This is a genomic window from Paractinoplanes tereljensis (genome assembly GCF_016862435.1).
Taxonomy (GTDB): domain Bacteria; phylum Actinomycetota; class Actinomycetes; order Mycobacteriales; family Micromonosporaceae; genus Actinoplanes; species Actinoplanes tereljensis.
This window is the reverse complement of the sequence record NZ_BOMY01000012.1, coordinates 130,120-148,871: the sequence shown is the minus strand read 5'-3', so window position 1 is coordinate 148,871 and position 18,752 is coordinate 130,120. Positions and strand designations below refer to the sequence as shown.

The following is an 18,752-nucleotide window of genomic DNA, read 5'->3' as shown; positions in this document are numbered from 1 at the left end:
CCCAGCGTGAGGCAGAGGGACCCGCATGCGACTGACCGTTCTCGGCTGCGCCGGCAGTTTTCCCGGCCCCGAAGCGGCTTGTTCCGCCTATCTCGTCGAGGCCGATAACTTCCGGCTTCTCATCGATTTCGGCTCCGGCTCGATGTCGGCCCTGCAGCGGTACTCGGACATGAACGCGATCGACGCGATCATCCTGACTCACCTACATTGTGACCACATGTTGGACGCCTGCACCTACATCGTGGTCCGGCGGTACGACCCGCGCGGGGCGCACGAGCCCATCCCGGTCTACGCGCCGCTGGGGGCGGCCGAGCGGATCTCCGCGGCCTACAGCTCCGACAACGAGACCCTCGACGACGTCTACACGTTCTACGGCCTTCAGCCGGGCACGTTTCCGATCGGACCGTTCACGATCACGGTGGACCGGGTCAACCATCCGATCGAGACGTACGGCGTGCGGATCGAGCACGGCGGCCGGGTGATCGCGTACTCGTCAGACACCGCCCCCTGCGAGCCCCTGCTGCGGCTGGCCGCCGGAGCCGATCTGTTCCTGTGTGAGGCGAGTTACCTGGACGGCGTGGACAATCCGCCCGGCCTGCACCTGACCGGCGGAGAAGCCGGCGAAGCGGCCACCAAGGCCGATGTGGGCAGGCTTTTGCTGACCCATTTGATACCTGCGTGGTTCTCCGAGGCTTCTATTGTGGATGCGGCCACCGCGGCTTATACCGGCCCGGTTGAGGTGGTTCGCCCCGGCGCCCGGTACGATCTCTAAGGCCTGAGCCGGGGGACAGGGGTCGCACGCGCCGTCGTACCACCGGATCATGATCTTGGAGTTGCTGCATGCGCATTGTCCGGCTGGCCAACTTCGTGACAACTCATACCGGTGGCCTCCGGACGGCGTTGCGCAATCTCGGCGAGGGTTACCAGCGTGCGGGCCATGAGGCGATCCTCATCGTGCCCGGCCGCGAGCGCTCCGACATCGAGACCTCCCAGGGCCGCGTGATCACGCTGCCCAGCGCGCCCCTGCCCCGCACCGGCGGTTACCGCGTGATGGCCGGCCGCGGCGAGCTCACCCGGCTGCTCGACTCCCTCGAGCCCGACCGCATCGAGGTCTCCGACCGGGCCACCCTGCGCTGGACCGGCAGCTGGGCCCGGAAGCGCGGCGTCGGCTCGGTGATGGTCTCGCACGAGACGCTGGCCGGCCTGCTCGGTGTCTGGGGCATGCCCAAGCGCGACCACGTGGCCGACCGGCTCAACCTGCGCACTGCGGAGAACTTCGACACCATCGTCTGCACCACCGCGCTCGCGGCGGCCGAGTTCCGCCGGCTGGGCGTGCCCAACCTGGTCGAGGTGCCGCTCGGCGTCGACCTCGACGAGTTCCACCCGTCCCGGTTCGATCCGGCGATCCGGGCCCGCTACGCCCGGCCCGACGAACTGCTGGTGGCCTACTGCAGCCGGCTGTCCGGGGCCAAGCGGCCCGAGCTGGCGGTCGACGCGATCGCCGCGCTGCGCAACGCGAAGGTGCCGGCGGTGCTCGCGGTGGCCGGGGACGGCACGCGCCGGGCGGCGCTCGCGTATCGCGCGGCGCGGCTTCCGGTGCGGTTCGCCGGCCACATCGCCGACCGCTCCGCGGTCGCGGCGCTGATGGCCAGCGCCGATGTGGTCGTTTCACCGGGTCCGGTGGAGACGTTCGGCCTGGCGGCCCTGGAGGCCCTCGCTTGCGGTACGCCGGTGGTCGTCAACGCCTCCAGCGCCCTGCCCGAGGTCGTCGGCGAGGCCGGCATCGCGGTGGCCGGCACCCCGGAGGCGTTCGCCGACGGTGTGCGCACCCTGATGCGGCGTCCCGAGGCGGAGCGGCGGGCGGCGGCCCGGTCCCGGGCCGAGGGCTTCAGCTGGGACCAGGCCGTGGACGGCTTCCTGCGGGCGCACGGCGCGCTGCCCGCGGCGGTCGCGAGGTCGATCGCCCGGCCGCGGCCGGAAGCGGTGCTGCGCCCCTCCGTGCCCCGCATCTGAGGGTTATCCACAGGCGCGGGACCTGACAGAGCGAACCAGCGCCCGAACCAATAAGGTTCAAGGCATGGCACGACCCGACGGCCGAGCGGCCGACCAGCTACGACCCGTGACCCTCAGCCGGAAGTGGAGCATCCACCCGGAGGGGTCGGTGCTCGTCGAGTTCGGCGACACCCGGGTGCTCTGCACCGCCAGCGTCACCGAGGGGGTGCCGCGCTGGCGCAAGGGTTCCGGCCTCGGCTGGGTCACCGCCGAATACGCGATGCTGCCCCGCGCCACCAACACCCGTGGTGACCGGGAGAGCATCAAGGGCAAGGTCGGCGGCCGCACCCACGAGATCTCCCGGCTGATCGGGCGCAGCCTGCGGGCCTGCATCGACCTGAAGGCGCTCGGCGAGAACTCGATCGTCCTCGACTGCGACGTGCTGCAGGCCGACGGCGGCACCCGCACCGCCGCGATCACCGGCGCCTACGTCGCGCTGCACGACGCGGTCAACTGGCTGGCCGACCGCAAGTCCCTGGCCGGCAAGGTGGACAAGGTCATGCACCGCTCGATCCAGGCGGTCAGCGTCGGCATCATCGACGGCGAGCCCCGCCTCGACTTGATGTATTTGGAGGATGTCGCCGCCGAGGTCGACATGAACGTGGTGTGCACCGGCGACGGTGACTTCGTCGAGGTGCAGGGCACCGGCGAAGACGGCGTGTTCAGCCGCGACCAGCTGAATGCCCTGCTCGACCTCGGGGTCCTCGGGTGCGCCGAGCTGGCCGCCGCCCAGCAGAAGGCCTTGGCATGAGTTCCCGGTTGCTGCTCGCCACGGCGAACAAGAAGAAGCTTGTCGAACTTCAGCGCATTCTCGACCTGGCGCTGGGCACCGAGCGCATCGCGCTGGTCGGGCTCGGTGACTTCCCCGACTACCCCGACGTGCCCGAGACCGGGCTGACCTTCGGGGAAAACGCCCTGATCAAGGCGCGCGAGGGGGCCAAGCGCACCGGGCTGCCGACGGTGGCCGACGACTCCGGCATCGCGGTCGACGCGCTCAACGGGATGCCCGGGGTGTTCAGCGCGCGCTGGTCCGGTGGGCACGGTAACGACGGGGCCAACCTCGAGCTGGTGCTGGCCCAGATCTCCGACGTCGGCGACGACCAGCGGGGTGGCGCGTTCGTGTGCGCGGCCGCGCTGGTGCTGCCCAATGGGCGCGAGCACCTGGTCGAGGGCAAGCAGCGCGGCACGATCCTGCGGGCGCGGCGCGGCGAGGGCGGCTTCGGTTACGACCCGATCTTCCTGGGCGAGGGCCAGAGCCGCACGAACGCCGAGCTGACCCCGGCCGAGAAAGACGCGATCAGCCACCGCGGCAAGGCGTTCCGCGAGCTGGCCAAGGTGATCGCCAAGGAGCTCCCGAGCTAGACCACGACGTTGACCAGCTCGGGGGGTCGCACGATCGTGCGGGTCACCGACAGGCCGGCGACGGCTGGGGAGGCCAGCGCCAGCGCGGTCAGGTCGGCCTCGGTGATGTCGGCCGGGACCTCCAGGCGGTCGCGCACCTTGCCGTTGACCTGCACGGCGCACACGACGGTGCGCTCGGCGGCCAAGGTCGGGTCGATGATGGGCCAGCCCGCCTTGGCGATGCCGGGCGGGTGGCCCAGGCGCGACCACATCTCCTCGGCGGTGTAAGGCGCGAACAGCGACAGCACGACGGCGATCGCCTCGACGGTCTCGCGCCGGGCGGGATCGTCGGCGGGTGCCTCGCGGGCGGCGGTGACCAGCTCCATCAGCCGGGCGATGGCCACGTTCAGCCGCCGGGCCTCGATCAGCTCGGTGATCACCCGCAGCAGGCGATGCGTGCTGCGGCGCAGCTCGGTGTCGCCGCCGACGGCGACCGTGGGGACGCGGTCGGTCAGGGACAGGGTGCGGGACAGGAAGCGGACTGAGCCGCCCGGCGAGATGTCGGCCCAGTCGATGTCCTCCTCCGGCGGGCCGGCGAAGACCATCGCCACCCGGACGGCGTCTACGCCGTACCTCTCGATCTGTTCGCCCAGGTCGACCATGTTGCCCTTGGTCTTGCTCATGGCGGCGCCGTTCAGGATCACGTGGCCCTGGGTGGTCAGGGCGCGGAACGGCTCGGTGAAGTCGACCAGGCCCAGGTCGTACAGGACCTTGGTGAAGAAGCGGGCGTACAGCAGGTGCATCACCGCGTGTTCGGGGCCGCCGAAGTACTGGTCCACCGGGCGAACCGTGGCCGGGTCGAACGGGCCCTGGTCATACGCGGGGTTGGGGTAGCGCAGGAAATACCAGCTCGAGTCGACGAACGTGTCGATCGTGTCGGTGTCGCGCTTCGCCTGGCTACCGCAGTTCGGACACGCCACCGACACCCAGTCGGTGGCGGCGGCCAGTGGCGAGACGTCCTTCGGGGCCAGTTCGGCGCCGCGCAGGTCGGGCAGGCGCACCGGCAGCTCGTCGTCGGGGACCGGGACCTCGCCGCAGGCGAAACAGTGCACGATCGGGATCGGGCAACCCCAATACCGCTGCCGGGAGATCAGCCAGTCGTGCAGGCCGGGGATCCAGTTGCGCTGCATGGTCAGGATGTGGGCGGGCCAGCGGCCTTCCAGCTCGGACATGTCGGCCAGCAGCCGGTCCGCGTACGCGGTGATGCGCAGGAACCACTGGGTCAGCTCGCGCTGGATCACCTCGCTGCCGCACCGCTCGCAGCGGCCGGCTATTACCTGCTCGTTGGCCAGCACCGTCCGGTCGGCCGGGCACCAGTTGACCGCGGCCCGGGCGCGGTAGGCCAGCCCGCGTTCGAAGAACCGCAGGAACAGCCACTGCGTCCAGCGGTAGTAGGACGGGTCGCTGGTGTGCAGCCGGGTCGCCCAGTCGAACGAGATCGCGTAGCGGCGGAACGACTCGGCCTGGGTGGCGATGTTCGCGTACGTCCAGTCGGCGGGGTGTTGATCGCGCCGGATGGCGGCGTTCTCGGCGGGCAGCCCGAACGAGTCCCAGCCGACCGGGTGCAGCACGTCGAAGCCCTGCTGCGTCCAGTAGCGGGCGATCACGTCGCCGATCGCGTACGCCTCGGCGTGGCCCATGTGCAGGTCGCCGGAGGGGTAGGCGAACATGTCGACCAGGTATCGGCGTTCCCGGGCCGGGTCGTGCGTGGCGAAGAGGCCCAGCGACTCCCACACCGGCAGCCAGCGTTCCTGCAGTGCGCGAAAGTCATAGCCCGTCATGTGCGGAAGCTAGCCGGAAACGTCGTTTTCCCGCGCCCGTTTTCCCGCGAGCCGGACCACCCGGGCCGCCAACCCGGGCCGGAACAGCGCCGACGCGGGCTCGACCAGATGCTGTACGCCGAGCAGCGCCCGGTAGATATCCGGGTCGACCTGCGAGGCCAGCGCGACCTGCCGGGTGTACCGGCTGCGCACGGCGAGCCCGGGCGAGCGGCCGGCCGCGAACTGCCAGGGCGCCTCGAGCCGTTCGGCAGCGGTCGCGTAGTAGTCGCGGACCGTCTCGGCGTCGGCCGTGCGCTGGTGCCGGTCGAGCACCTTGCCCAGCGTGCTCGCCGCCAGGATCGCGCAGGTCATGCCCTGCCCGTACAGCGGGTTGAGGCTGCCGACCGTGTCGCCCAGCGCGACATAGCCGCCGGGCGCGCGATCCATCTTCTCGAAGAGCCGGCGGCGCGCGGCCGGGAACTGCGCCACCGACACGTCGCTGAGCGGCTCGGTCCGGCTGATCAGCTCGGGGATGATCCGATCGGGTAGCCGGTCGACGCAGTCCAAGAAATCGGTCAGGTGCCGTCCGCCCGCGCCGATCAGCCACCGGTCGCCCTCGATCGGCACGGCCATCCCGAACCCGTTCTCGGACTGGGTGAAGGCCGCCCGCCACGGCCCGAGATCGCCGGGGTAACGCCGGTAGACCCGGGTCGCGTAGCCGATGCCGACCGGGACCTCGATCTCCGGCGGCGGGTTGAGGCCGAGCGACCCCAGCCACCGGTCCGATCGGGAGCCGCGGCCGGAGCAGTCGACGACCAGGGAGGCCGGCAGCGTCTCGCCGGTGTCGAGGACGACGCCGTTGACCGCGTCGCTGCGACCGGCCAGCCCGGACACCGCGACCTGGTCGCGGATCGTCACCCCGGGCAGGGCGCCGGCCCGGGCCCGGAGCACGGCTTCCAGCTGGGGCCGGCTGACCGAGATGGTGGCCAGGCCGGTGCCGACCGCGGGCCAGCGCCGGCCGAAGCGGTAGTTGCACATCTCGCTGCCGGCGTCGATCGGGGTGCCGCCGAGCGCGATCAGCTCCCGCTCGAGGCCGGGGAACAGCACGGACAACTCCCGCAGCCCGGCGACGAGCAGGACGTGCGGGTGCAGGCCCTGCGGCACACCCCGCCGCGGCGAGGCGGAGAACGGCAGGGTGTCCCGGTCGAGGACGAGGACCTGCGCGTAGCGCCGGCTCAGGACGCGCGCGGCGGCGAGACCGGCGATGCTGGCCCCGATGACGATCGCTCGGTCGTCCACATCGGATAGTTAACTACAGGAGCGGCCCGACGTGTGTCTCGATGGCGGTGCGCAGCTCCCGTCCGGCGATAACCGCGCGGGCCTGTTCGAGGACCGGAGCCAGGAAGATGTCCGGTCCGGGCTCGCCCGCGAACGGGGCCACCGCGGCGATCGCAGCCTGGCCGGTCGGCGACGGGGTCAGCGGGGCGCGCAGTTGCAGGCCGCGCACCGCGCCGAGCAGCTCGACGGCGAGCAGCGAGGTCAGGTTGTCCAGGACGGTCCGCAGCTTCTTGGTGGCGGCCCAGCCCATCGAGACGTGGTCCTCCTGCATGCCGCTGGTCGGCAGCGAGTCGGCCGAGGCCGGCACCGCGAGCCGCCGGTTCTCGGCCACGATGCCCGCCGCCGTGTACTGGGCGATCATCAGGCCGGAGTTGACGCCGGCGTCCGGCGACAGGAACGGCGGCAGTTCGCGGTTGCGGGTCACGTCGAGCAGCCGGTCCACCCGCCGCTCGGCGATCGCACCGACCTCGGCGGCGGCGATGGCCAGGAAGTCGGCGGCGAACGCGAGCGGCTCGCCGTGGAAGTTGCCGGTCGACTCGACCCGCCCGTCCGGCAGCACCACCGGGTTGTCGACGACCGAGATGAGTTCCCGGCCGGCCACCTGAGCCGCGAAGTCCAGGGTGTCCCGGGCCGCGCCGGCCACCTGCGGGGCACAGCGCATCGAGTACGCGTCCTGCACCGCGTGCGCCAGGTCGTCCCGGTGCGAGTCCATGATCCGGGAGTCCTGCAGCAGCTTGTGGATGTTCGCGGCCGAGGCGGCCTGGCCGGGGTGCGGCCGGATCGCGTGCAGTTCCGGCATGAACGGCCGCTCCGAACCGAGCATCGCCTCGATGGCGAGTGCCGTGGTCACGTCGGCCATGGCGAACAGGTGCCGCGCGTCGTCGAGGGCCAGCAGCAGCATGCCGAGCATGCCGTCGGTCCCGTTGATCAGCGCGAGCCCTTCCTTGGCCGCCAGTTCCAGCGGCTTGAGCCCGGCGTCGGCCAGCGCGTCGGCCGCGTCGATCCGCCGGCCGTCCGACGCCAGCACCCAGCCCTCGCCGAGCAGCACGATCGCGCAGTGGGCGAGCGGGGCGAGATCGCCGGACGCGCCGAGCGACCCGTGCTCCGGCACCCACGGCGTGATGTCGTGGTTGAGCAGGTCGGCCAGCCCCTGCGCGAGCTCCGGCCGTACCCCGGAATGGCCGAGGGCGAGCGACCGCAGCCGCAGCAGCATCATCGCCCGCACCACCTCGCGCGGCATCGGCGCGCCGATGCCGGCCGCGTGCGAGCGGATCAGCGCGTGCTGCAGTTCGGCCCGGCGTGACGGGTCGATGAAGGTGCTGGCCAGCGCCCCGAACCCGGTGGAAACGCCGTAGACCGGCCGGCCGGACGCCTCGATCTTGTCGACGATCGCCCGGCTGGTGGCCATCGCCTCGACCGTGGCCGGGGCGAGTTCGACCTTGGCGTCGGCGCGGGCGACCGCGATGACCTCGGCGGGGGTGACGCCGGTGGGCAGAACAGTGATCATTGCGGTACTCCGTTGCGCAGAACAGTGCGAATCAGGGGGACTCCGGGCCGATAGGCCAGGTGCAGGTGGGACGGTGCGTCAAGCACGATCAGATCGGCGCGGGCGCCGACGGACACCACCCCGACGTCGCTGCGGCGCAGCGCGCCGGCTCCGCCTAAGGTCGCGGCCCGCACTGCCTCGGCCGGGGTCATTCGCATTTCCCGTACGGCGAGGGCAATGCAGAAAGGCATCGAGGACGTGTACGACGAACCGGGGTTGCAGTCGGTCGCCAGCGCCACTGTCACACCCGCGTCGAGCAGCCGCCGAGCATCCGGATAGGTCGACCGGGTGGAGAATTCGGCTCCCGGCAGCAGGGTGGCCACGGTGTCCGAGCCGGCCAGGGCGTCCACATCGGAGTCATCGAGATGCGTGCAGTGGTCGACGCTGGCCGCGCCCAACTCGACCGCGAGCTGCACGCCCGGCCCCGGGCCCAGCTGGTTGCCGTGCACCCGCAACCCGAGGCCGGCGTCGCGCCCGGCGGTCAGGATCGTGCGCGCCTGGTCCTCGTCGAACGCTCCGCGTTCGCAGAAAACATCCATCCACTTCGCGTACGGCTTGGCGGCGGCGAGCATCGGGCCGCACACCATCGACACGTACCGCCACGGGTTGTCGGCGTGCTCGGCCGGCACGACATGCGCCCCGAGCAGCGTGGTCTCCTCGGTGAACTCGCGAGCGATCCGCAGCGACCGGGCCTCGTCCTCGACCGTGAGCCCGTACCCGCTCTTGATCTCGATCGTGGTGGTGCCCTGCTGGCGGGCCTCGAGGACCAGCCGTTCGGTGGCCTGCCGCAGTTCGTCGTCGCTGGCCGACCGGGTCGCGCCGACCGTCGTCCGGATGCCGCCGCCGGTGTACGGCTCGCCGGCCATCCGGGCCGCGAACTCCTCGGCGCGGTCCCCGGCGAAGACCAGGTGGGCGTGGCTGTCCACGAACCCCGGCAGCACCGCGGCCCCGCCGGCGTCGAACCGCCGGTCGGCGGCCGGCGCGTGAAAACTCGGTCCGACCCAGGCGATCCGCTCCCGCTCGACCAGCACGGCCGCCTTGCGGCGCAAGCCGAGCGGCCCCTCGCCATTGCTGTCGTTGGTAACCAGCTCGCCGATGTTGTCGATGAGAAGCGTGCTCATGCGACCGCCCCGGGCCAGTTGCGTATAGGTGAGCAGAACAGCGCGTATTGGTGAGCAGAGCAAAGCCTCATGACAGGGCCTCCGCCAACGCGCTCGGGACGTCGATCGTGGTGTGCTCGCCGTCGGTGACGATCTTGCGGCCGTCGGCGATGACGTGGGTGATGTCGGAGGCGGTGGCGGCCAGGATCGCGGCGGCCGGGCCGGAACCAGCGGTGCGGACCGAGTCCAAGCGAAGGCAGACCAGGTCGGCGCGGTTTCCGACGGCGATCGCGCCGGCGTCGGGCCAGCCGATGGCGGCGTGCGCGGCGGCCGCGGTGACCAGCTCGGCCGGGGTGAACCGGCCGCGCCGGCGGGTGGCCAGGCGTTCGTTCATCTCCAGGGCCCGCGCCTCCTCGAGCATGTCGATGACGGCGTGGCTGTCGCTGCCCAGGCTCAGCGGGGAACCGGCGTCGGCCAGGTCGCGGGCCCGGCCGATGCCGTCGGCCAGGTCGCGTTCGGTGGTCGGGCACATGCAGATCCCGGTCCGGCTACCGGCCAGCAGCTTCACGTCCTGGTCGGTGAGGTGGGTGGCGTGCACGGCCGTGGTGTCCGGGCCGAGGATGCCGTGCCGGTCGAGCAGCTCGGTGGGGGTGCAGCCGTGCGCCGCCCGGCACTGCTCGTTCTCGGCCGGCTGTTCGGAGAGGTGGACGTGCAGCGGTCCACGCCCGGCCAGGGCGGCCAGGTGCTGGGCGGGCACCGCCCGTACCGAATGGATTGCCGCCCCGATGATCGCGTGCGGCGCGGCAGTCAGCGCGGCCACCCGCGCGGCCCAGCGTTCCGGGTTTTCGTCGCCGAAGCGACGTTGCACGCCCTCCAGCGGCTTGCCGTCCACACTGGACTGAAGGTAGAGCGTGTCGAGCAGGGTGATCCGGAGACCGGCTTGCTTGGCCGCCTCGATCAGGGCCTGGCCCATCGCGTTGGGGTCGGCGTAGGGCGTGCCGTCGGGGGAGTGGTGCAGGTAATGGAACTCGCCGACGGCGGTGATGCCGGACAGGGCCATCTCGGCGAAGACCGCGCGGGCCAGCCGGAGATAACTGTCCGGGTCGAGCGTGCCGGCCACCTGGTACATCAGATCGCGCCAGGTCCAGAAACTGCCCGGCCCACCGCTGTGGGTGCGGCCGCGCAGAGCCCGGTGAAAGGCGTGCGAGTGCGCGTTGGCAAAGCCCGGAAGCACCAGCCCCGGCAGGCGTTCCCCGCCCGAGCCGGGACCGACCGCGGTGAACCGGCCGTCGGTCACCTCGATGCGGACGTCCCGCTCCACCCGGTCGCCCAGCCAGGCGTAGTCGGCCCGGTAGACCGTCACGTCAGCTCGCTCAGGACCCTGGCCAGCGCGTCGACCCCGGCGGCGCAGTCGGCCGGCTCGGCGAATTCGGCCGGCGAGTGCGAGATGCCGGTCGGGTTGCGCACGAACAGCATCGCCGTCGGGACCAGGGCGGACAGCACCCCGGCGTCGTGCCCGGCGCTGGTCGGCAGGATCGGGGCGTCGCCCAGCAGACCGGACAGCCGGTTGGCCAGGGCGGTGTCGAAGGTGACCTCGGAGCTCAGCGACTCGGAGGTGACCGCGACCTCGGTGCCGTCCCGGCCGGCCCGCTCGGTGGCCCGTTTGGTGACCGCCTCGACCAGCGAGTCCATCGTCGCGGTGTCCGCCGCACGGGCGTCCAGCCAGCCCCGGACCAGCGACGGGATGGCGTTGGTGGCGTTCGGTTCGACCACGACCCGGGCCATCGTCGCATGCGCGCCGGACAGTCGGGCCTCCTTGTTGGCGGCCAGCACCGTGTAGGCGAAGGTCAGCATCGGGTCGCGGCGGTCGGACATCTTGGTGGTGCCGGCGTGGTCGCCGTGCCCGGTGAAGTCGAAACGCCAGCGGCCGTGCGGCCAGATCGCGCTGGCCACCCCGACCGGGACCTCGAGCTGGCGGCCCTGCTCGATGTGCAGCTCGACCAGGGCACCGATCCGGGACTGCAGACCGGGCAGCGGGCCGGCCGGGGTCGCGCCGAGCGCCTCGCCGAAGGTGACGCCGTCCTGGTCGGTCAGCGCGGCCGCCTTGGCCGGGTCGATCGCGCCGGACAGCAGCCGGGAACCGAGGCAGGGCAGCCCGAACCGGCCGCCCTCCTCCTCGACGAACGCGACCACGGCCAGCGGAACCGACGGGGTGTGGCCGGCCGCGCGCATCTGGTCGATGGCCAGGAACGCGCTGACGATGCCGAGCGGGCCGTCGTAGCCGCCGCCGTGCGGGACCGAGTCGAAATGCGAGCCGGTCAGCACCGCGCCGCGTCCCCACGCTGCGCCCCACCAGGCGAACAGGTTGCCGTTGCCGTCGTCGGTGACCGGCATGTCCCGCCGGTCGGCCTGGTTGCGGAACCAGTCGCGGAGGACAAGTTCGGGCTCGTCGAGCGCGTACCGCAAATAGCCGCCGCTGGAGGCCCGGCCGATCGCCTCGATCTCGGCCCAGAGGGCCGAGAAGATCTTTTCGCTCATCGCGACATCGGGATGTGTACGCCGCCGGCGGCGGCCGACTCGTAGCCCGCGTCCACGTGCCGGATCACGCCGGTGCCCGGGTCGTTGGTGAGCACCCGTTCGATCTTCTGGCCGGCCAGCGCGGTGCCGTCGGCCACGCAGACCTGCCCGGCGTGGATGGACCGGCCGATGCCGACGCCGCCGCCGTGGTGGATCGACACCCAGGAGGCGCCGCTCGCGGTGTTGAGCATGGCGTTGAGCAGCGGCCAGTCGGCGATCGCGTCGGAGCCGTCGAGCATCGACTCGGTTTCCCGGTAGGGGGAGGCGACCGAGCCGGAGTCGAGGTGGTCGCGGCCGATCACCAGCGGCGCGCTCAACGTGCCGTCGGCGACCATGTCGTTGAATCGGACGCCGGCCTTGTCCCGCTCGCCGTAGCCGAGCCAGCAGATCCGCGACGGCAGGCCCTGGAAGGCGACCTTCTCGCCGGCCAGTTTGATCCAGCGGGCCAGCGATTCGTTCTCCGGGAACAGTTCGAGCATCGCCTTGTCGGTGGCGGCGATGTCCTTGGGGTCGCCGGAGAGGGCGGCCCAGCGGAACGGGCCTTTACCCTCGGCGAAGAGCGGCCGGATGTAGGCCGGCACGAAGCCGGGGAAGTCGAATGCGCGCTCGTAACCGGCCAGTTTGGCCTCGCCGCGGATGGAGTTGCCGTAGTCGAAGACCTCGGCGCCGGCGTCCATGAAGCCGACCATGGCCGCCACGTGGCGGGCCATGGAGGCCCGGGCGCGGTCGGTGAATTCCTCCGGTTTTGTCCGCGCGAATTCGGCGGCATCTTCAAGGGAAATGCCGATCGGGATGTACGACAGCGGGTCGTGCGCGCTCGTCTGGTCGGTGACGATGTCGATCGCGACGCCACGAACCAGCAGCTCGGGGACGATGTCGGCGGCATTTCCCACCACGCCGATGGAGAGCGAATTTTTTTCCGATTTAGCCGTCAAGGCCTGCTTTATCGCATCATCGAGGTCGGCTGCGATCGTGTCCAGATACCGGGTCTCGACCCGACGGCGCAGGCGGGACGGGTCGATGTCGATGACCAGGCAGACGCCGCCGTTCATGGTCACGGCCAGGGGCTGCGCGCCGCCCATGCCACCGCAACCGGCGGTCAGCGTCAGGGTGCCGGCCAGCGTCCCGCCGAACCGCTTCGCCGCCACCGCCGCGAACGTCTCGTAGGTGCCCTGCAGGATGCCCTGGGTGCCGATGTAGATCCACGAGCCCGCGGTCATCTGGCCGTACATGGTCAGGCCGAGCTTCTCCAGCCGGCGGAACTCCGGCCAGGTCGCCCAGTCGCCGACCAGGTTCGAGTTCGCGATCAGCACCCGCGGTGCCCACTCGTGCGTCTGGAAGACGCCGACCGGCTTACCCGACTGCACCAGCAGGGTCTCGTCGTTCTTCAGGACGTCCAGTTCCCGGACGATCGCGTGGAACGACGGCCAGTCGCGCGCGGCCTTGCCGGTCCCGCCGTACACCACAAGATCTTCGGGCCTTTCGGCCACGTCGGGGTCGAGGTTGTTCATCAACATCCGCTTGGCGGCCTCCTGAGGCCAACCCATTGCGGTGTACGCGCTACCGTGCGCGGCCCTGATCTCGGACATCGACCTCTCCTACGCCATGAACACGTGCCGCCGAGCGGCCGTCTGCTCAAATTCCTCGAGACGCCCCTGCGCCAGCTCGGGCGCCGCGTCACACATCGCTTGCAGAAGTACCATCGCCATCGCCATCGGCCCGGTGTGCAGGTCGAACACCAGTTGCGTGCCGACCGCGGCGGGCAGCACCACGTCGGCCAGCTCGGCCACCGGGCTCACCACCGAGTCGGTGATCGCCACGATCGCCAGCCCGGCCCGGCGGGCCTCCTGGACCACCTCGAGCGACTCGCGCGGATAGCGCGGCAGCACCACCGCCAGCATCGCCCGCGCGCCGGCCGCCCGGGCCTGGTCGAGCCGATCCGGCAGGGGTGCGTCAAGCACGCGAACGTCCGGATGCACCTTCGCCGCAAAATAGCCGAAATATCCGGCGAGTGGCGCCGCCGCTCGCAGCCCCAGCACCAGCAGCGGCCGGCTGTCCATCAGCAGCTTCGCGGCCCGTTCCACGTCGTCGAGCTGTGCGAGCTGGTCGTGCAGCCGGTTGAGGTGAACGGCCTCGGCCCGGACCGCCAGCTGCATGGCGTTGCCCTCGGCGACCGGCTCATCGCCGCCGCCGGTGAGGTCGCGCAGCTCGCGGCGCAGGGCCGGGTAACCGGAGTAGCCCAGGGCCATGGCGAACCGGGTGACCGACGGCTGGCTGACGCCGGCCAGGTCGGCGACCTCGGCCGCGGACAGGTAGGCGGCCTTGGCGGCATGCTCGACGAGGCAGTGCGCGATGCGCCGCTGGGTCGGCGTCAGGCGCGCACCGTGAAACAGGTCGAGCACCGACTTGATCACGCCTTCATTCACGCCCAGCAGCATATGCATAAAAAATTTCAGAAACCAGACCCTGGGCCGGACGTGCGAAGCTGCGAGTATGCGGATCACAACCCTGGCGACGTACCCGGTCAAGGGTTGCCACCGGATCGAGCACGACTTCGCCCAGGTAGAGCCGTGGGGACTGGTTGGCGACCGGCGCTGGATGATGGTCAACGAGGACGGCGTCGGGATCACCCAGCGTGACCTCCCGTTGCTCACCCAACTGCGCGTCCGGGTCCGCGACGGTGGCTTGGAGTTGTCGGCGCCGGGGATGCCGGATCTCGTCGTGGACGAGCCGGTCGACGGGCCCAAGGAGTTCGTGCGGGTCTTCAAGCGGCACGCGCCGACCCCCGCCCGGATCGCCGAGAGCGCCTGGAGCAGCGAGTTTCTCGGGCGCCCGGTGCGACTGGTCTGGCAGGCCGACCCGGGCAGCCGCAACGTGGGCGGCTCTTCCACCCTGTCCGAGCCGGTCAGCTTCGCCGATGGTTATCCGCTGCTGCTGGCCAACGAGGCGTCGCTCTCCGCCCTCAACGACTGGCTGGTCGGGGCCGGCGAGGAGGCTGTGCCGATGACCAGATTCCGGCCGAACCTGGTTATTTCGGGCGTGCCGCCGTGGATCGAGGACGACTGGTCCGAGCAGGGCGTGCGGTTGCGGATCGGCTCCACCGTGCTCCGGGCCGACAAACCCTGCCCGCGCTGCCTGGTCACCACGATCGATCAGGAGACCGGCGAGAAGGGCAAGCAGCCGCTGCGGATGCTCGGCGAGCGACGGCGGTTCGGCTCCGGGCTGCACTTCGCGATCAATTTGATCCCCATCACCGTTGGCTCACTGCGTGTCGGTGACGAGGTGACTGTGCTGTCACCTTCTGGGTGAAGCATGTCCCATGTGTCTTAGGTCTGTCTTAGGAAGGTTGCCCGCACTGCCGCCGCCGCGAAGGATCCGTCATCGTGACCGGACCTCGTCTGCTTTCGCCCCGCTGGCTCGCCGCCGGCGGTGCCGTGATTCTCGCCGCGGTTCTCGGCGTCGCCCTGGTGCTCCAGAACAGCGGTTCGGCCTGCGCGGCACCACCGTCCACCGCGGCCAAGACCGGCAAAGCGACCTTCTACGACCTGGGTTCCGGCACTGGCAACTGCTCGTTCCCCTCGTCGCCCGCCGACGACCTGTTCGTGGCGCTCGGTCCCGACCAGTACTCGGCCGGCGCCGCCTGCGGCACCTACCTCGACGTGACCGGCCCGAAGGGCAAGGTGCGCGTCAAGGTCACCGACTCCTGCCCGGAGTGCGATACCGGGCACCTCGACCTCAGTCGCACCGCCTTCAAGAAGATCGGCGCCGAGGTCGCCGGAATCATCCCGATCACCTACAAGACGGTCACCACGGCCTCCGCGCCCGGACCGATCAGCGTGCGGGTGAAGGAGGGCTCCTCCCAGTACTGGCTGGCCGTCCTGATCGACAACCACGCCACCCAGCTGAAGTCGGTCACGGTCAACGGCAAGACCACCCACCGCGAGGACTACAACTACTGGGTCAACGACGGCGGCGCCGGCAGCGGTCCATTCAAAATCAAGATCACCGATGTGTACGGGCATTCGGTCACGGTCAGTGGCATCAAGCTCTCGCCTTCGACAACTCAGAAGACGACCGCCCGCCTGGCGACCGGCACTTCCGGCGCCGCCTCCGGGTCTTCTCCCGTCGAGTCGGTGAAGACGAAGAAAGCGACCCCGAAGCCGACCAAGTCGTCGCCGTCGCCGGTCGTGTCATCGTCTGCCGCGCCGCTTCCCGAGTCGACCGCCACGGTGGAGCCGGCCGCGACCACCGAACAGCCCGCCGAGACGGCCGTCGACCTGGCCGCTTCCTCCTGCAAGTAGAGCTTCCGCGCCCCACTCCGCCGCGCCCCGAGCTCTGGAGCGCGCGGCCGCCGGCCGCCGGCGACGACGCATCCTCACCCCCAGGCGTCGTCGACCCGGCGGCCTCGGCCTATCGCAGTTCCAGCCACATCGAGATGTCGTCCCGGTCGTCCCCGGGCGCGACCCGGATGGCCCCGGGAATGCGGCCCACCTCGCGATAGCCGAGCCGCGCGTAGAAGTTCTCGGTGCCGTTCCCGCCCCGGACGGTGACGGCCAGCCCGGCCAGCCCCATCTTGCGGCCGACCGACTCGGCCTCCCGCATGAGCGCGGCCCCGTAGCCCCTACCTTGGCTGCGCGGAGTCACCATCACCCGCTTGAGCACCCGCCAATGATCCTTGAGCACGAACCGGTTGTCGGTCACGAACAGCAGTGCGACGAGTTCCCCGCCGTCCACCCCGATCAGTAGCCGGTCGAGCCCCGCCGTCACGCCCGCGAACGCGGCCTCGGCGACCGGTCGCACCTCCTCGGCCGTGACCGGGGCCACGAACCCGACGGCTCCGCCGGCGTTGGTGACCTCGACCCAGAGCGCGAGGATCCGCGCTCTGAGGTCTTCGTCCAGTTCCGGATCTACTACGAACTCGACACCCATATCGTCATCCTGCCCCGCCCAGCCAGGTCGACATGAACGAGGCCGAGGCGGAGATGAACAGTGTGCGGTCGCGCGGGGCGGGCTCGGTCAGCCAGGCCTCCACGACACCCACCTCGCCGTGCGCGATGAACCGGCTGAAGACCTTCGTGCGCCACTCCGCTGAGCCGGCGCCGTCAGGCAGCAGGTGCGGGTCGCGGTCGAGCAGGGCCCGGGCCGAACCCACGAAGTGCTCCACCAGCAGGCGATTGAGGACAGCGCTGCGCTGACCGACCAGCCCCGTGGTGTAGAGGGCGTCGAAACGCTGGAGATGGTCGGCGAGTTCGGCGGCCGAGCGCTCCCAGATCTCCCGGGCCGGCGCTCCGGCGATCCAGGCCATCCGGATCCGGTCGAGGTCGGCGTAAAGCACCTCGGCGAGCACGTCGGCCGGCGACGCCGCGTGTTTGTAGAAGGTGGTGCGGTTGATCCGGGCGAGCCGCACGACATCGGCCACCGCGATGTCCTCGACCGGATGGTCGGCGGCCAGCCGCAGCACGGCCTGGCTCAATCGCTCGCGGGTGCGCCGGATGCGCACGTCGACGTCCCCGGACACCATCGAAGCTTATCAGCCGCTCTGAGCAGGCATAAGCGACACCTGTTGCTTTCCTTTTCGACCGCGCGCACACTCGAAATCTCCCCGTTACCGACGCGTCTCTTTGGAGGAAGACATGAAGGCATCCGTGACCAAAGGCCTGGGTCAAGGCTTCGTCCTCGAGGAGATCGACCTGGCCGATCCGACCGGCCACGAGGTCCGCATCGAGGTGAAGGCCTCCGGCCTCTGCCACTCCGACCTGAGCGTCGCCACCTTCATCGGCGGCGAGTTCCCGGTCGTCCTCGGCCACGAGGTGGCCGGCCTGGTAACCGCCGTCGGACCGCAGGTAACCCAGGTCAAAGTCGGCGACCACGTCGTCGGCAGCCTGATTCAGTACTGCGGGGCCTGCGTGAACTGTCTGGCCGGCCGCTCCTACATCTGCCTGCACCCGTCCGCCACCGAGCGCGCCGCCGGCGAACCGTCCCGGCTGTCCTGGAACGGCGCGCCGGTGGCGCAGGGCATGGGCCTGGCCGGCTTCGCCCAGGAAGCGCTGATCCACGAGAACCAGCTGGCCGTCGTCCCCGACGAGATGCCGTGGGCGCCGGCCGCGCTGATCGGCTGCGGCGTGCTCACCGGCGCCGGCGCCGTGCTGAACAGCGCAAACGTGCGGCAGGGCGACACCGTCGTGGTCATCGGCGCGGGCGGCGTGGGCCTGAACGCGATCAGCGGCGCCCGGCTGGCCGGTGCCGGCCGGATCATCGTGACCGACATCGAGGACGTGAAACTGGACCGGGCCAAGGCCTTCGGCGCCACCGACGTGGTCAACAGCCGCACCACCGACCCGGTCGAGGCCGTCCGCGACCTGACCGGCGCGGGTGCCGACCACGTTTTCGACTTCGTCGGCGTCCGCCCGGTCACCGCCCAGGCCATGCAGATGCTGGGCAAGGGCGGCGGCCTCTACCTGATCGGGGTGGGCGCGATGGACGCCGGCCTGGAGCTGAGCGCGCTGGTAGCGCTGAGCAACTCGCAGAAGGTCCAGGGCGTCTACATGGGCTCATCCGAACTGAAGCGAGACATCCCGCTGTACGCCGCGATGTACATACAGGGCCGAATGAACCTGGACGACCTGATCACCAAGCAAATAGGCCTGGCCGACATCAACGCCGGCTACGACTCCCTGAAGGACCCCACCACAGCCCGGGTAGTGATCACCGACCTGTCGTGAGGCCGTTGTGGCTGGCCGCCGCACAGGCAGCCACCACAAGCATGGTGCGGAAGAGGGGACTTGAACCCCTACGCCCTTTCGGGCACGGGCACCTAAAACCCGCGCGGCTGCCAATTACGCCACTCCCGCTCGCTGTCGCCCCACCGGGCAACGCGTTCAAGAGTCTAGACGGTCAACCCGGAATCCACGTCCTCGCCGGCCGTGACCCTTCCGGTGGGGTCCCCGGGCCCGCCCTCCTGAGGTATGCAGAAGATTG

Annotated in this window: 17 protein-coding genes and 1 tRNA gene; 7 read left to right on the top strand and 11 right to left on the bottom strand. The window is 70.7% G+C overall.

Going from position 1 to position 18,752, the window contains the following annotated elements; all coding sequences use genetic code 11:
* Positions 1 to 25 precede the first annotated feature (25 nt).
* The 4 genes from Ate02nite_RS09025 (at position 26) to rdgB (ending at position 3,414) form a co-directional block, all read left to right on the top strand.
* Positions 26 to 772, top strand: coding sequence for an MBL fold metallo-hydrolase (locus Ate02nite_RS09025; protein WP_203802083.1), 747 nt, complete (start codon positions 26 to 28; stop codon positions 770 to 772).
* A 68-nt stretch (positions 773 to 840) separates the two neighbouring features.
* A complete protein-coding gene (locus Ate02nite_RS09020) occupies positions 841 to 2,013 on the top strand; it encodes a glycosyltransferase (RefSeq protein ID WP_203802081.1) in 1,173 nt (390 codons plus the stop codon).
* A 64-nt stretch (positions 2,014 to 2,077) separates the two neighbouring features.
* Entirely contained in the window at positions 2,078 to 2,803 is a 726-nt protein-coding gene (gene rph, locus Ate02nite_RS09015) for a ribonuclease PH (protein WP_203802078.1), read from the top strand.
* Positions 2,800 to 3,414: an RdgB/HAM1 family non-canonical purine NTP pyrophosphatase gene (gene rdgB, locus Ate02nite_RS09010; RefSeq protein WP_203802076.1), complete on the top strand. Its 615-nt coding sequence runs from the start codon at positions 2,800 to 2,802 to the stop codon at positions 3,412 to 3,414. Before rph ends, rdgB begins: the two co-directional genes overlap by 4 nt.
* Here rdgB and Ate02nite_RS09005 read toward each other — a convergent pair.
* The 8 genes from Ate02nite_RS09005 to Ate02nite_RS08970 form a co-directional block, all read right to left on the bottom strand.
* A complete protein-coding gene (locus Ate02nite_RS09005; protein WP_203802068.1) occupies positions 3,411 to 5,234 on the bottom strand; it encodes a leucine--tRNA ligase in 1,824 nt (607 codons plus the stop codon). The two genes, rdgB and Ate02nite_RS09005, sit on opposite strands and share 4 nt — an antisense overlap.
* A gap of 9 nt (positions 5,235 to 5,243) precedes the next feature.
* The gene (locus Ate02nite_RS09000; protein ID WP_203802066.1) at positions 5,244 to 6,512 is read right to left on the bottom strand and encodes an FAD-dependent oxidoreductase; all 1,269 of its coding nucleotides are present in this window, start codon (positions 6,510 to 6,512) and stop codon (positions 5,244 to 5,246) included.
* Positions 6,513 to 6,525: 13 nt separating this feature from the next.
* Positions 6,526 to 8,058 carry a histidine ammonia-lyase gene (hutH, locus tag Ate02nite_RS08995; RefSeq protein ID WP_203802064.1) on the bottom strand — a complete coding sequence of 511 codons (1,533 nt, stop codon included), beginning with the start codon at positions 8,056 to 8,058 and terminating at the stop codon, positions 6,526 to 6,528.
* A complete protein-coding gene (gene hutI / locus Ate02nite_RS08990) occupies positions 8,055 to 9,218 on the bottom strand; it encodes an imidazolonepropionase (protein WP_203802062.1) in 1,164 nt (387 codons plus the stop codon). The genes hutH and hutI overlap by 4 nt, the downstream gene beginning before the upstream one ends.
* Positions 9,219 to 9,285: 67 nt before the next feature.
* Positions 9,286 to 10,560 carry a formimidoylglutamate deiminase gene (locus Ate02nite_RS08985; RefSeq protein WP_203802061.1) on the bottom strand — a complete coding sequence of 425 codons (1,275 nt, stop codon included), beginning with the start codon at positions 10,558 to 10,560 and terminating at the stop codon, positions 9,286 to 9,288.
* Positions 10,557 to 11,735, bottom strand: coding sequence for an allantoate amidohydrolase (locus Ate02nite_RS08980; RefSeq protein ID WP_203802059.1), 1,179 nt, complete (start codon positions 11,733 to 11,735; stop codon positions 10,557 to 10,559). Before Ate02nite_RS08980 ends, Ate02nite_RS08985 begins: the two co-directional genes overlap by 4 nt.
* Positions 11,732 to 13,363 carry a urocanate hydratase gene (gene hutU / locus Ate02nite_RS08975; protein ID WP_203802057.1) on the bottom strand — a complete coding sequence of 544 codons (1,632 nt, stop codon included), beginning with the start codon at positions 13,361 to 13,363 and terminating at the stop codon, positions 11,732 to 11,734. Before hutU ends, Ate02nite_RS08980 begins: the two co-directional genes overlap by 4 nt.
* Positions 13,364 to 13,372: 9 nt before the next feature.
* Complete coding sequence (locus Ate02nite_RS08970) at positions 13,373 to 14,200, bottom strand: MurR/RpiR family transcriptional regulator (protein ID WP_203802056.1); 828 nt, start codon at positions 14,198 to 14,200, stop codon at positions 13,373 to 13,375.
* A gap of 67 nt (positions 14,201 to 14,267) precedes the next feature.
* Between Ate02nite_RS08970 and Ate02nite_RS08965 the strand changes: the two genes are divergently transcribed.
* Together Ate02nite_RS08965 and Ate02nite_RS08960 are read left to right on the top strand one after the other, a co-directional pair.
* Positions 14,268 to 15,083, top strand: a complete 816-nt coding sequence (locus Ate02nite_RS08965; protein ID WP_203802055.1) for an MOSC domain-containing protein — start codon at positions 14,268 to 14,270, stop codon at positions 15,081 to 15,083.
* Positions 15,084 to 15,157: 74 nt separating this feature from the next.
* Positions 15,158 to 16,075 carry an expansin EXLX1 family cellulose-binding protein gene (locus Ate02nite_RS08960; RefSeq protein ID WP_203802053.1) on the top strand — a complete coding sequence of 306 codons (918 nt, stop codon included), beginning with the start codon at positions 15,158 to 15,160 and terminating at the stop codon, positions 16,073 to 16,075.
* Between the two features lie 109 nt (positions 16,076 to 16,184).
* Here Ate02nite_RS08960 and Ate02nite_RS08955 read toward each other — a convergent pair whose 3' ends face one another.
* Together Ate02nite_RS08955 and Ate02nite_RS08950 are read right to left on the bottom strand one after the other, a co-directional pair.
* The gene (locus Ate02nite_RS08955) at positions 16,185 to 16,703 is read right to left on the bottom strand and encodes a GNAT family N-acetyltransferase (protein WP_203802051.1); all 519 of its coding nucleotides are present in this window, start codon (positions 16,701 to 16,703) and stop codon (positions 16,185 to 16,187) included.
* Positions 16,704 to 16,707: 4 nt separating this feature from the next.
* Entirely contained in the window at positions 16,708 to 17,292 is a 585-nt protein-coding gene (locus Ate02nite_RS08950; protein ID WP_203802049.1) for a TetR/AcrR family transcriptional regulator, read from the bottom strand.
* Between the two features lie 115 nt (positions 17,293 to 17,407).
* On the opposite strand from Ate02nite_RS08950, the gene Ate02nite_RS08945 reads away from it, so the two are divergent.
* Positions 17,408 to 18,496, top strand: coding sequence for a zinc-binding dehydrogenase (locus Ate02nite_RS08945; RefSeq protein ID WP_203802046.1), 1,089 nt, complete (start codon positions 17,408 to 17,410; stop codon positions 18,494 to 18,496).
* Positions 18,497 to 18,538: 42 nt separating this feature from the next.
* On the opposite strand, the gene Ate02nite_RS08940 is transcribed toward Ate02nite_RS08945, so the two are convergent.
* Positions 18,539 to 18,625: transfer RNA gene (locus Ate02nite_RS08940), tRNA-Leu, on the bottom strand.
* Positions 18,626 to 18,752: the final 127 nt, after the last annotated feature.